11 protein-coding genes and 2 pseudogenes are annotated in these 13,053 nt (G+C 72.0%); 6 read left to right on the plus strand and 7 right to left on the minus strand.

All coding sequences use genetic code 11. The features are described 5' to 3' along the window. Positions 1–28 precede the first annotated feature (28 nt). Positions 29–838, minus strand: coding sequence for an SAM-dependent methyltransferase (locus LP52_RS24145; RefSeq protein WP_040276711.1), 810 nt, complete (start codon positions 836–838; stop codon positions 29–31). A gap of 463 nt (positions 839–1,301) precedes the next feature. Here LP52_RS24145 and LP52_RS24150 point away from each other — a divergent pair, with 463 nt between their 5' ends. After that, on the plus strand, positions 1,302–2,939 hold the full coding sequence (locus LP52_RS24150) for an RICIN domain-containing protein (protein ID WP_040276712.1): 1,638 nt from the start codon (positions 1,302–1,304) through the stop codon (positions 2,937–2,939). 287 nt (positions 2,940–3,226) lie between these two features. Beyond that, positions 3,227–4,693: a helix-turn-helix domain-containing protein gene (locus LP52_RS24155; RefSeq protein ID WP_202966167.1), complete on the plus strand. Its 1,467-nt coding sequence runs from the start codon at positions 3,227–3,229 to the stop codon at positions 4,691–4,693. Positions 4,694–5,087: 394 nt separating this feature from the next. Here LP52_RS24155 and LP52_RS24160 read toward each other — a convergent pair. Continuing rightward, positions 5,088–5,309 (minus strand): annotated as a pseudogene (locus LP52_RS24160) (cytochrome P450); the annotation flags it as partial. A gap of 461 nt (positions 5,310–5,770) precedes the next feature. After that, the gene (locus tag LP52_RS24165; RefSeq protein ID WP_040276715.1) at positions 5,771–6,652 is read right to left on the minus strand and encodes a helix-turn-helix domain-containing GNAT family N-acetyltransferase; all 882 of its coding nucleotides are present in this window, start codon (positions 6,650–6,652) and stop codon (positions 5,771–5,773) included. 93 nt (positions 6,653–6,745) lie between these two features. Between LP52_RS24165 and LP52_RS24170 the strand changes: the two genes are divergently transcribed. Then, positions 6,746–8,089 (plus strand): FAD-dependent oxidoreductase, encoded by a 1,344-nt coding sequence (locus LP52_RS24170; protein WP_040276716.1) that lies wholly within the window; start codon positions 6,746–6,748, stop codon positions 8,087–8,089. 96 nt (positions 8,090–8,185) lie between these two features. Here LP52_RS24170 and LP52_RS24175 read toward each other — a convergent pair whose 3' ends face one another. Next, on the minus strand, positions 8,186–9,265 hold the full coding sequence (locus tag LP52_RS24175; protein WP_040276717.1) for a flavin-containing monooxygenase: 1,080 nt from the start codon (positions 9,263–9,265) through the stop codon (positions 8,186–8,188). Between the two features lie 59 nt (positions 9,266–9,324). Here LP52_RS24175 and LP52_RS24180 point away from each other — a divergent pair, with 59 nt between their 5' ends. Next, entirely contained in the window at positions 9,325–9,681 is a 357-nt protein-coding gene (locus LP52_RS24180) for an ArsR/SmtB family transcription factor (RefSeq protein WP_084723459.1), read from the plus strand. A 156-nt stretch (positions 9,682–9,837) separates the two neighbouring features. On the opposite strand, the gene arsB is transcribed toward LP52_RS24180, so the two are convergent. Next, positions 9,838–10,938 (minus strand): ACR3 family arsenite efflux transporter, encoded by a 1,101-nt coding sequence (gene arsB, locus LP52_RS24185; protein ID WP_040276718.1) that lies wholly within the window; start codon positions 10,936–10,938, stop codon positions 9,838–9,840. A 150-nt stretch (positions 10,939–11,088) separates the two neighbouring features. Here arsB and LP52_RS24190 point away from each other — a divergent pair, with 150 nt between their 5' ends. Next, positions 11,089–11,502, plus strand: coding sequence for an arsenate reductase ArsC (locus LP52_RS24190; RefSeq protein ID WP_040276719.1), 414 nt, complete (start codon positions 11,089–11,091; stop codon positions 11,500–11,502). Between the two features lie 19 nt (positions 11,503–11,521). Here LP52_RS24190 and LP52_RS24195 read toward each other — a convergent pair whose 3' ends face one another. Next, entirely contained in the window at positions 11,522–11,839 is a 318-nt protein-coding gene (locus LP52_RS24195) for an ArsR/SmtB family transcription factor (protein WP_040276720.1), read from the minus strand. Between the two features lie 81 nt (positions 11,840–11,920). After that, positions 11,921–12,256, minus strand: a complete 336-nt coding sequence (locus LP52_RS24200) for a YnfA family protein (RefSeq protein WP_040276721.1) — start codon at positions 12,254–12,256, stop codon at positions 11,921–11,923. Between the two features lie 600 nt (positions 12,257–12,856). On the opposite strand from LP52_RS24200, the pseudogene LP52_RS24210 reads away from it, so the two are divergent. Next, positions 12,857–13,053, plus strand: a pseudogene (locus tag LP52_RS24210) (NlpC/P60 family protein); the annotation flags it as partial.

Here is a 13,053-nt window from a genome sequence, read left to right on the forward strand (position 1 = left end):
GGCGGCCCGGTTGATCGGATGCGCCGGGTCAGGGTTTGCGGGCGACGCCCCCGTACTCGGCGACCGGCCCGATCGTGTCGGCGCCGGTCTCCTCCGGACGCCACAGCGAGCACGAGACCACACCCGGCTCCAGCAGCTCCAGGCCGTCGAAGAGGGCCTCGATCCCCGCGGCCGAGCGCACCGTGAGCTTGGGCGTGCCGCGTTCGTTCCACGCCGCGGCCACCTGGTGGGCCCGTTCGGGGTCGAGGTCGTCGGTGGGGTGCGAGACGACCAGGTAGCTTCCCGGCGCGAGCGCCCCCAGCAGCCGGTCCAGGACCGCGCGGACCTCGGCGTCGTCGTCGACGAAGTTCACCACGCCCAGCAGCATCAGCGCCACCGGCCGGGAGAGGTCCAGGCTCGCGGCGGCCGCCTCCAGGATCGTGTCCGGATCGCGCAGGTCGGCGTCGATGTAGTCGGTGACGCCCTCCGCGGTGCCGGTGAGCAGGGCGCGGGCGTGTACGAGCACCAGCGGATCGTTGTCCACGTACACCACGCGGGCGTCGGGAGCCACCGACTGGGCGACCTCGTGGGTGTTGTTGCGAGTGGGGAGCCCGGTACCGATGTCGAGGAACTGCCGCACACCCTGGTCGCGGGTCAGGTGGGTGACGGTGCGGACCAGGAACTCGCGGTCCGCGCGCGCGTTGTCGGCGATCTCGGGGAAGAACGAGCGGATCCGCTCGCCCATCTCCCTGTCGACGGCGTAGTTGTCCTTGCCGCCCAGCCAGTAGTTCCAGATGCGGGGATTGTGGGGGACCGACGTGTCGATCGCGGGTGCCGGCTCGGGGGTCTCGGGGGCCACGGTCCTGCTTTCTGGGCTCGGGTCCGGTGAGGGGCGGCGGGCGCCGCCGGATTCATTCAACGACCCCGTGCGCGCCTTCGGCAAGTCCGGGGCCGCGGGGCCTCCGCGCACGTGACCGAGGAGATGAATCGTTTTCAGGCCAACGGGCGACGGGCGGTGAGGCAGAGCGGGGATTCCGATGCTGCGGCTGCATGATCGTCCGTGTGGTCGGGGATACGTGCGCAGCATCGGCTCGGCGTTCGGAAAAAATCGATTCAGGAAGGATGTTCCCGGCAGTACTCGCCGTGTTACCGTCCGTTCGACCTCCGGGCGAGGCCTCTGCCCGGCGAGGAGGACCCGGCCGTCCCTCTCCGTGTGGCCGGGTGCGATCCGTCGCCGGTCTGCGCCGCCCCCGCTGCGGGCTGCGGCCGCGCCCTTCGGTGGTCGCCGTGCTCATCCCCCGATCCCCCAAGGAGCAGCACGAATGACACATCGCAACCCTCCGATACCCGGCCGCCGCAGGCGCCGTCCCCTCGCCGCCGCCCTGTTCGCCGGTCTGCTGGCCGCCGCCGGCCTCGTCGCGGTCCCCTCCCCGGCCCAGGCGGCCGTGGACGTCGACACCGGTACCGAATACGTGCTGCAGAACGTGCACAGCGGCCTGGTCGCCGACGTCGAGGACGGATCCACCGAGACCGGCGCCGAGCTGATCCAGTGGTCGCGCACCGACCAGCCCTGGCAGCGGTTCCGGTTCGCGTCCTCGGGCGACGGCTACTACCGGATCATCAACGTCAACAGCGGCCAGGCGATCGACGTCTGGGAGCACTCCACCGAGGGCGGGGCCGAGATCCGCCAGTACACCGACCTCGGCGGAGACAACCAGCAGTGGCGCGTGGAGGAGGCCGGTACCGGCGTCAGCCTGATCAACCGCAACAGCGGCTTGGCGCTGGAGGCCTGGGAATGGGGCGACAGCGAGGGCGACCGCCTGTCCCAGTGGGACCCGACCGGCGAAGCCAACCAGCAGTGGCGGCTGATCCCCGTGGGCGACTCCGGAGGCGGAGACCCCTCGGGTGAATGCGGCACCGGCAGCTACGACGCCGAGGTCACCCAGTCCGGCGGGACCTACACCGCAGCCGGCGGCGGAACGGTCCACTACAGCGGCGGCGACCTGGCCGAGGCCGTGCGTGCGGCCATCGGCAGCCTCAGCGGCGGCCGCGGCTCCCAGGAGTCGGTCGTCGTCCGCGCCTCGGGCGACGTCTCCGCCGGCGAGTCGATCGACGTGCCCAGCCACACCCGCATCGAGGTGTGCGGCACGCTCAACGCCACCGGGTCGGCCTCGGCGAACAACGCGCCGATCCGCATCCGCCACGCCCAGGACGTCTCCGTCCCCTACCTCAGCGTCACGGGCGCGCCCTACTTCGCGGTGTGGGTCCGCACCTCGCAGAACGTCCACCTCGGCGAGATCGACCTGCGCCAGTCCGGCGGAGCCGGCATCCGCATCGACAGCCGCGACGACGACTCCGTCCGCGAGGCGCGCGACATCACGGTCGACCACGTCTACGTCGAAGGCACGGGCGGGCACGGCGTCGAGACCTACGGGGTGGACGGAATCGACATCGGGACCGTCGTCGCCCGCGACACCGGCTACTCCGGCCTGCTGCTCAACGACACGGTCAACGCCGACATCGGCCTGGTCGACGGGGTCGGAACCGGAACCGGGACCGGCTACGCCGCCTTCCGCATGGCCAACCGCAACGGCCGGGTGGGCGGCTCCTACCCGACCACCGTCCACGTCGACGAGGTGCGCGCCCGCGGCGGAGGCCGGGGCATCTTCTGCGTCTCCGAAAGCGGAGGTGCGGTCATCGACCGGGTCGACATCGCCGACACGGGCAGCAACGCCATCCTGATCGAGAACTGCCACAACGTCGACATCGCGGCGGAGCAGGGAAGCGTCGCCGGCCCCGGGAACATCAGGCTCGCCGCGCGGTCCGACTTCGCCAACACCTCCGACATCACTCTGCAGAACCTGACCGTCACCGATTCGGGGATCACCGAGCGGCCGTGCGTCGACGGGATCACCTACCGCAACAACACCCTCGTCAACAGCGGCAACGACGTCTGCTGACCCGCGGAGCGAGGGCGGCCCGGGCGCCGGCCGTGCCGGACGAGCGAATCCGGCACGGCACGCCGGGCCGCCCGCCGCGTCCGGGCGGCGGGCAGCCGGTTCGCAGGCCGCCCGCCGCCCGGTGATCTGCCAAGCGGTACCGAAATGACGCAGAAGCCCGCTATCGATGGCATTCTTCGTGTTCTGGCGGATTCAGTACCATTCACTCCCGAGTCTGCCGACGGAACCCGGTAGGGCGCCCGCGTATCGTGGATGGGGCCGGGCGGGCCGACGGGTTGGAGTGTGCCGTGTCGACATCCCCGATCCTCGACGACCTGCTGCGTCATCTCAGACCCAGCACGTCCCAGGACGCCGAACCGGAGCCGCGGCGGCTCGCCGACCGCCTGCGGCAGGAGACCGGCACCGACATCGCCCTGGTGAACGGCGAGGGGCGGGCGGAGGTGGCCACCTCCGGGATCACCGGGGACGTGCTCGCGGCCCTCGGCCCGGTGCTTACGCAGCTGCTCCGCGGACAGGTCGCCGCGGCCGCCACACAGGTGGGCGCCATGCACGTGCGGTGCGAACTGCTCAGGCGGGAGGCGCCGCGGTCGGTCCTGGTGGTGGCGGCCCGGTCGCCGCTGACGCGGGAGGCGATCACACTGGCGTCCCACACCGGAACCGTCGTCGACGCGCTGCGGCGCGTCCGCCACGCCGACGAGCTCGCCGACCGCTACCAGCACGCGGCGGACCGGCTGCGCGCCGGGATCTTCATGGCCCTGATGTCGGGCGACGTGACGCTGGCGCGCAGGATGACGGTCGGGGACGTCCCCCCGTTGCTGAACGCCGAGCGCGTCCGGCTCCACCTGCTGTACTGCCCGTCTCCGGAGCGCGACAGCATCGCCCAGACCTACCAGGACGGCTCGGGTTACCACGGCCGCAGCCTGATGGTGCGCTGCCCCGTCTACGAACCCCACCTGATCTGCCTCGTTCCCGACGACGACCCCCACGAGGGCGGCGGCCTGGGCGCCGTCCTGCGTTCGCTGGTGCAGGAGAACCCGCACTACGCCCTGGGAGTCAGCGAGCCCCAGCCGCTCCAGGCCACGGCGGAGGCCTACGAGCAGGCCCGCCACGCGCTGGCCGCAGCCCGCCACACGACCGGCCGCACCGCCCCGTACCACGGTCACGCACCGCTGGCCCGCCTGCTGCCCCGCGGGCAGGCCGACGCCTGGGCGCGCAGCGTGCTGGCGCCGATCGACACGCTGCCCCGCCTCACCGTCGACATCACCCGCCTGGCCCTGACCTTCCCCCGATTGGGTGTCGCCCGCCTGCTGGGTATCAGCCGCAACACCGTCACCGCCCACCTGCGGCGCGTCGAGGACGCTCTCGACCTGGACCTCCACGACGTCCGCGTCCGCGCCGAACTCGCTCTGGCCCTGGCCGTCACCGGCCTCCCGCCGGTCGGCGACGACGCGGGCCGCCTACCGGAGCGGTCCCTGGACGCCCTGCTGTCCACCGAGGAAGCCGCCACCTGGGCCCGGACGTTCCTCAAGCCCGTGGAGAACCACGCCCACCGCCACCTGCTCCCGACCCTGCGCGCCTGGGTCGACGCCGGTACCGACGCCCAGCGCGCGGCGCGCAACCTCGACGTGAGCCGCACCACGGTCCGCTCGCATCTGCGCACGGCCGAGCGGCTCTTGAACAGGGATCTGCTGGCCCTAGGCCCTGGGACCCACGACCTGGTCCATGCGCTGCGCATCACCGACCGTGCATCGTGATCAGTCGCCGCCCGGCGGTTGGGCACCGTGCGCATTGCCCCGTCGGCGCCGTCCGCCTACTGTCAGCTGCGCTGGTCGAGGAACGATGAGCGAGCAAGCGGAAGGTTCGGGGCGCCGTCCCGGTGCGGGAGGGTTCGGAAGGCGCTCGGGGAGGATCGTGGGCCCGCAGCTCATTCCCCGGCTCGGTACCGCCGACCGTTCGAGGGGGCCGGTCGGAGGAACTGCGGTGCCGGACCAGGACGGGGTCCGGCACCGCATCGTCGTGTGCCTGGGGGAACCGGGATCCGGTCCGGCGGTTCTCGGCGTAGCCGGGCCTCCACGCCCCCGCCCCCACCCTCGTTGATCTTGTACCCACTGTCACGGAAAGTGTTTTCCAGTGACCGTAGGTACAAGATCAACCGTGGTATCGGTGTGCGCGCAGCGGCAGGGACTCCAGGGCGCGCAGCGTGACGTTGGGGTGGGTCCGGACGCTTCCGGCGATCTCGAAGCGCTCGACCCGCTGCACGAGGGCGTTCAGCACGGCCTCGGCCTCCAGTCGCGCCACGTGCTGGCCGACGCACTGGTGGATGCCCATGCCGAAGCCCACGTGGCCCGACGGATCGCGGGACAGGTCGAAGGCGTCGGGGTCGGTCCACGAGCGGGAAGTTGTTGCGCGGGCCGCCGACGGAGACGAGGCCGCCTTCGCGCAGGTCGTCGTGGACGAACGCCGAACCGCCGCTGCCGTCGGGTTCGCGCAGCACGCCGATGCGGTAGGAGTAGGCGTCCCACCGGTCCCCGCACAGCGAGTACTGCCGGGTCGTCCCGTTGGGCAGGGTCAGGTCGATGTGCGCCCCGGGCGCCCAGTCGGCCAGCCGCCGCAGGTCGGGGTGCTCCAGTCGCAGCACGGCCACCCCATCGGCCGCGAAGGCCTTGTCGGCGACCCGCATCCGGCTGCCGGTGCTCCCGTGCGCGAGTGCGGCCGGGCGTTCCGAGCGTCCCGGAGCCCGGGTCCGCGGTGCCACTGCCATCCTCACTCCTCAAGCTCGAAGGACCTGCCCCGAGAATGCGCCGGACGCCGCGCTCGGGACAGGGGCCTTCTCATTCAGCGAGAGGAGGTGCGGGTGCGCAGCCGGCGTCGTCGCGGCGGCGTTCCAGCATGACGGTGTCGCGCCAGACGCCGTGGTGCTGTGCGATGCGTTCGCGTACGCCCAGGGTGCGGAAGCCGGCGCTGCGGTGCAGGGCCAGACTGGGCTTGTTCTCAGGGAAGATCGCGGTCTGCAGGGTCCACAGGCCGTCGGCGTCGGCGGCGGTGACCTGCTTGTGGATCAGGGCCTTTCCGACGCCGCGGCCGCGCGCGGATTCGGCGACGTAGACCGAGGTCTCGGCCACCCCGGCATAGACCTGCCGGCTGGAGACGGGGGTGGCGGCCGCCCAGCCGACCGGTCCGTCCTCACCGTCGGCCTCGGCGATCCACCGGTGGTCGGCGAGCCATGTGTCGTCGAGGTCGTCGGCGGAGGGGACCTCGGTCTCGAAGGTGGCGTCGCCTGTGGCGATGCCTTCGGCGTAGATCCGGCGCACCGCGTCGAAGTCGCCGGGTTCCATGGCGCGCACCGACACGTCGCCGGGCAGGTCGACCGGGCAGCAGGGCCGCGAGTCGAGCAGGCCCATCACGGCGTCGGCCGCATGCGGCAGGCCCGTGCAGCAGGCGGGATTGATCATGACGCGGGTCGAGGTGCCCGCCTTGGTGAGCGTGACGAAGCCGACCTCGGCGAGCTTGCGCAGGTGATGGGAGACGGTGGGCTGGCGCAGGCCCAGCGCTTCGGCGAGCCCTCCGACCGTCGCCGCCGCCGGAGCCGAGGCGATGGTGTGCAGCAGGCGCACCCTGGCCGGCTCGGCCAGGCAGGCGAACCAGGCGGCGTAGGTCTCGGCGTCGGAGGCGGGAAGCGTCGGCAGCGGGGGCGAGGAGATCGGAGCGGTCATCCCCCCATTATCGACCATGATCTATGGTTGCTTTCATTGATCCGGATCGATAAATTCCACATTAGATCGACAGCAATCGATGGAAGGTGGGTCATGGCTGAAGGACATCCGGTCGTGGTGGTGGGATCCGGCCCCGCGGGACTCGCGGCGGCGGCTGAGCTGCACTCCCGGGGAGTGCCCGTATGCGTGTTGGAGAAGGCGGACGCGGCGGGGGCGGCGGTGCGGGCGTGGGGCCACGTGCGCCTGTTCTCCTCCTGGCGCGACCTGGTCGCCCCGGCCGCCGAGAAGCTGCTGGCCGCAGGCGGATGGCGGCGTCCCCCCGACGACGCCTACCCGACCGGATCCGAGTGGGCCGACCTCTACCTGGAGCCGCTGGCCGCCGCTTTGGGAGAGCGGGTGCGCTTCGGTGCGGAGGTCGTCGGGGTGAGCCGCCGCGGCCGTGACCGGGTGGTCGACGCCGGGCGCGCCGAGGAGCCCTTCACCGTGCGGGTGCGCACATCCGGCGGTGAGGAGCGGATGCTCGCCCGCGCGGTGGTCGACGCCTCGGGTACGTGGGGCGCGCCCAACCCGCTGGGCGGCGACGGCCTGCCCGCCCTCGGCGAGAGCGCCGCCGCCGAGCGGATCGAGTTCCGTATCCCGGATACGGGCAGCGCCGAGGTGCGCTCCCGCTACGCCGGACGGCGCACCGCCGTGGTGGGGAGCGGCCATTCCGCCCTGACGACGCTGGTCGCGCTCGCCGGGCTCGCCGAAGAGGCGCCGGGCACCCGCGCGGTGTGGGTGCTGCGCCGCGGAGACGTGGGCGACGCCTTCGGCGGCGGAGCCGACGACCGACTCGCCGCCCGCGGCGCGCTGGGCCGGCGCGCCCGTGCAGCGGTCGAGTCAGGGCGCATCGAGGTGGTCACCGGGTTCCGCACCGCGGAGGTCCGCACGGACGGCGACGAGGTCACGCTCCTCGACCAGAACGGCAGGGCACTCGGCCCCGTGGACGAGATCGTCGCACTGACCGGCTTCCGGCCCGACCTGTCGTGGCTTACGGAGATCCGCCTGGGACTGGACGCCACGCTGGAGGCGCCGGTGGAACTGGCCCCGCTGATCGATCCGAACGTGCACTCCTGCGGCACCGTCTACCCGCACGGCGCCGCGGAACTGTCCCACCCCGAGCCCGGTTTCTACCTCGTGGGGATGAAGTCCTACGGCCGCGCGCCGACGTTCCTCGCGCTGACCGGTTTCGAACAGGTCCGCAGCATCGCCGCCGCGATCGCCGGGGACCACGAGTCGGCCGCGCGAGTGGAGCTGACGCTGCCCGAAACCGGCGTGTGCCAGGGCTCGGGACTCGCGGAGGCGCCCGAGGAGGAGGCGGCGGCCGAAGGCGGCTGCTGCGGTCCGGCCCCGCAGCCGGTCGAACTCGCGCGCCCGGCCTCCTCCGTTCCGCAGTGATCCGAGGGCAGGAAGCCGTGCCCGGCGCTCCGGATTCGTAGGGAGCGCGGCGGCCGCCCGGCCGCAGCCGCCCGGGCGGCCGCGGCCGGGTTCCGGTCAGAGTCCGGCCGCGGCCGGGGCCTTGCGCACGTGGGCGGCCAGCGGCGCGACGACGTGTTCGGCGTCGCGGTGGACGCCGCGCAGCGTGTTGGAGGAGAAGGAGCGCTGGAACTCCAGGCCCGCATAGACCAGCCCGGGGTGCGTGGCCGAGACGCCGCCGGTGTGCAGGGGCGCGCCGTCGGGGTCGAGCGCGCCCAGCGGGCGCAGGTAGCCGAGGGCGGGCCGGTAGCCGGTGGCGAACAGCACGGTGTCGACGGGTTCGCGCCGGCCGTCGGCCCAGACCACGTGGTCGCCGTCGAAGGCGGTGAACATCTCCCGCCGGTCCATCCGGCCCGAGTCCAAGGCGTTCCCGTAATCGCCGGTCTCCATGACCGGTGTGCCTCCCACGTAGTGGACCAGCCACTCGGGCGGGAGGCGGTCGAAGCCGGTGTCGACCAGCCAGTCGTGCAGGTCCCGGCCGTTGTGGAGCTGGTGGAGGAACCGGATCGGGGCGCGGGTGGCCAGAGTCACCGACGCGGTCCGGGACAGCTCGTAGCCGACTTGGACCGCGGAGTTGCCGCCGCCGACCACGACGACGCGCTTGCCGGCGTAAGGCTCGGGTTTGCGGTAGTCGGCCACGTGCAGGAGGTCGCCGGGGAAGTCCTCCTGCCCGGGCAGTACGGGCAGGTGGGGGTTGGCGAAGGAGCCGCCGGCCGCGATGAGGCCGGCGGCGCTCAGGGTCCGGCCGTCGGCGGTGTGCACGGCGAACCCGGCGCCGTCGGCTTCGACCGCCTCCACCCGGGTGCCCGTGCGGATCTCCACGTCGAGCTGTGCGGCGTAGCGCTCCAGGTAGGCGGCGACCTCGTCGCGGTGCGGGTAGCGGTCGGGGGCGCCGGGGAAAGGGGCGCCGGGCATCGCGCTGTGGCGGGCGGGGGAGAACACGGTGAGGCTGTCGTAGTAGTGCGGCCAGGACCCGACCGGGCGCTCTCCCGCCTCCAGGACGAGAGGGCGCAGGTCGGCGTCGCGCGCCGCTCGGGCGGCGGTCAGCCCGGATTGGCCGCCGCCGACGATGATCACGGTGTCGTCGGGTGTACTCATGACCTGACCGTATCGTAAAATCGTGAAATGACGATATGACGATGTGGGACCATGGGGCCATGAGCGAGGTGGCGGGCGTGCAGGCGTGCGAGGGCCTGGAATCCGAGGCGGCGTGCGGGGGAGGGGCCTCCGCCGAACTGAGCGAGGGCACCCACGACTTCCTCAAGGCGCTGGCGAGTCCGACCCGCCAGCGCATCATGCTGCTGTTCGCCCAGGGGGCGGAGTTGTCGGTCGGGGAGGTCGCCGAGCGGATCGGCATCGGCCAGTCCACCGCGTCCCAGCAACTCGCCCTGCTGCGTAGGGGCGGGATCCTGACGTCCCGCCGCGAGGGCAAGATCGTGCTCTACCGCTCCGATCGCGACAGAACCATGGAAGCCCTCGACGACCTGCAGACGTACCTGAAGTTCTGCTGCTGATGGGATACGCGGCTGCACGCCTGCCGCCTGCGCCGTCGGCGTCGCCCGCGACGCGCTGATTCCCGGCGGCGCTCGGATCCGCGTTCGAGCGCCGGTCGGCTCAGTGGTCGAAAGCCGGCTGCGCCCACCGATCGCCGGGACCGTGATCGGGCGTGTTCACCGGCGGTCGGGAACCGCCGCGCTGGGCGAGGCGAAGAACCGCCGGGCCCACAGGGAGACGTAGACCAGTCCCACCAGGACGGGCACCTCGATGAGGGGGCCGACCACGCCTGCGAGCGCCTGGCCGGAGGTGACACCGAAGACCCCGACGGCCACGGCGATGGCCAGCTCGAAGTTGTTGCCGGAGGCGGTGAAGGCCAGGGTGGTCGAACGCTCGTAGGACAGGCGGATGGCCCGGCCCAGCAGCATGGACAACCCCCACATCAGCACGAAGTAGACGAGCAGGGGCACGGCGATGCGTGCGACGTCCACAGGGCTGGAGGTGATGGCCTCGCCCTGCAGGGCGAACAGCATGACGATGGTGAACAGCAGGCCGTAGAGGGCCAGCGGGCCGATGCGGGGCAGGAAGCGCTCCTCGTACCACGTCCGGCCCTTGGCGCGTTCGCCGAAGGCGCGGGTGAGGTAGCCGGCGACCAGCGGGATGCCGAGGAAGACCACCACCATCGCGGCGATCTCCCACGCGGAGGCGTCGATGCCGCTGGTGTCCAGGCCCATCCATCCCGGCAGGAGGTCCAGGTAGAACCAGCCGAGCAGGCCGAAGGCCAGCACCTGGAACACCGAGTTGAGGGCGACCAGGACGGCCGCGGCCTCGCGGTCGCCGCAGGCCAGGTCGTTCCAGATGATCACCATGGCGATGCAGCGGGCCAGTCCGACGATGATCAGCCCGGTGCGGAACTCCGGCAGATCGGCCAGGAAGATCCAGGCCAGGGCGAACATCACCGCCGGCCCCACCAGCCAGTTGAGCACCAGCGAGGACACCAGCAGACGCGTGTCTCGGGTGACGGAGTCCAGCCGGTCGTAGCGCACCTTGGCCAGTACCGGATACATCATGACCAGCAGGCCGATGGCGATCGGCACGGAGATGCCGCCGGCCTGGACCGCATCCAGTGCCGCCTGCAGTCCCGGCACCCAGCGCCCCAGCATGAGGCCGGCGGCCATGGCGAGGCCGATCCACACCGGAAGGAAGCGGTCGAGCGTCGACAGCCTCGGCGGCCCGGCCGTAGCGGCGGCCGCGGCGTCTGTGCCGGGTGAGGCCATGGCGGTGTCCCCCTGGGGTATGCGAGAAAGTTCCGAGGGCCACCATATATCGAAACTCTTTTATATCAACACGAGCTGATAAGTTGGTGCTTGCGGCGCCGCCTCGACCGGTGCCCGCGCCGTCGACGGTCGTACAGGAAGGCCAGGCCCGTGCCGGACAAACCGAGTGTGCTCTTCGTCTGCGTCCACAACGCCGGCCGCTCCCAGATGGCGGCCGGACTCCTCACCCACCTCGCAGAAGACCGGGTCGAGGTCCGCTCCGCCGGGTCCCAGCCCGCCGGGTCGATCAACCCGGTCGCGGTCGAGGCCATGGCCGAATTGGGCATCGACATCACCGGCGAGCAGCCCAAGACCCTGACGTGGGACGCCGTGGACGCCAGCGACGTCGTCATCACCATGGGGTGCGGCGACACCTGCCCTGTCTTCCCCGGCAAGCGCTACCTCGACTGGGAGTTGGACGATCCGGCCGGTCAGCCGCTGGAGCGGGTGCGGCCGGTCCGCGACGAGCTCCGCCGCAGGATCGAAGGCCTGCTGGAGGAGCTGGGCGTGCCCGCCAAGAAGTGACGGTGCGCCCGCGCCGGGTTCAGCACGGCCGGTAGCGCCCGCGGGCGTCGGCGGCCTGGTCGGCGAGGTCGCGCAGACCGTCGGCGGTCTCGGCGATCGCCTCGGGGTGCAGCCGGTAATAGGTGTAGCGCCCGCGGGGCTCGGTCTCCACGAGCCCGGCCTGGCGCAGCAGGCGCAGATGGTGGCTGACGGTCGTCTGCCGGGCGCCGGTGTGCTCGATCAGGTGGCAGGTGCACATCTGCTCTGTGGCGAGCAGGCGCACGATCCGCGCCCGCAGCGGATCTCCGAACAGGCCGACGGCGGTCTCGGCGACGGAGTCCTCCTGTGACATCAGCATGTTTCGATATCACCACGTCCGGGTCAGGGCGTCAATCGCACCGCTCGCCCCTTCGCCGTTCCCCGGCGGCGGTCGGCGTCCTCAGCCGCCGCGCGGCGCGTACATGATCACGGCGACGCCGATCAGGCAGATCAGCGCGCCGGCGATGTCGAAGCGGTCGGGACGGAACCCGTCGACGGCCATCCCCCAGGCCAGCGACCCGGCGACGAACACCCCGCCGTAGGCGGCCAGGATCCGCCCGAAGTGGGCGTCGGGCTGCAGCGTGGCGACGAATCCGTACAGGCCCAGAGCGATCACCCCGGCCCCGATCCAGACCAGGCCCCGGTGTTCGCGCACCCCCTGCCACACCAGCCAGGCCCCGCCGATCTCGAACACAGCGGCCAGGGCGAACAGCAGCACGGAACGCAGAATCAGCACACGCCTCCCTCGATCGCAGGCTCACAGTCCGAATGTAGGCCCTCATGCGGCGGTGGCGACGACGGCGGCGGACGGCTCAGGTCCGCGTCGACCGGTGTCGGCCGGCGTGGGGTTGCGCACCCGACGGGGAGGCGACAGCGGCGGACGCCGGTGCTGCCGGCGCGGGAAGGGCGCCCGACGACCGCGCAGACCACCCTCGTCGCCGACCGCCGCCCCACGTCAGCAGCTCCGACCGACGCCGTCCCGTCGCTCGCGGTGATGCAGGCGTTCTGTCGCGGACTATTGCGGACAACCCACAAACGGGTGGAATCCGTAACGAAACGGTTGAGTGCGGTGTTGGCGATGCACTAGTCTTCCGCCGAGTCCGGTCGTCTGTACGTGCCATCACGAGGATGGCAGGGGTCGGCTCCTGCCGAACTCCGCCCGAGCTCCCCCACCGCTCGGCCCGCGGAGCCGGACCCCCGCGGCCGCGCCCCCCCCGGCGTGCCGCACGCAGCTTCCCCCGGGCGCCACCGTCCGACAGCCGCACGGCTGCGTTTCCGCGGCCTGCGGCGTCCTCCCGGATCAGGGTCTTCCGGCAGGCGGCCCCCTGGCAGAAAGGTGTGCACCATCATCGACGAACGCCATGAGCGCGGCTCGTACTTCCGTCATCTCGCGACGGTCGGCCTCGTCGCCGCAGGCGCTCTGATCCTCTCCTCCAGTGCGGCGGTCGCCGAACCGACCGTCGACGAGGTGCAGGAGAAGATCCAGAAGCTGGAAGAGGAGCACGCGAATCTCGCCGAGAAGTACAACCAGGC

It is taken from the genome of Streptomonospora alba (assembly GCF_000826685.1).
GTDB classification, from domain to species: domain Bacteria; phylum Actinomycetota; class Actinomycetes; order Streptosporangiales; family Streptosporangiaceae; genus Streptomonospora; species Streptomonospora alba.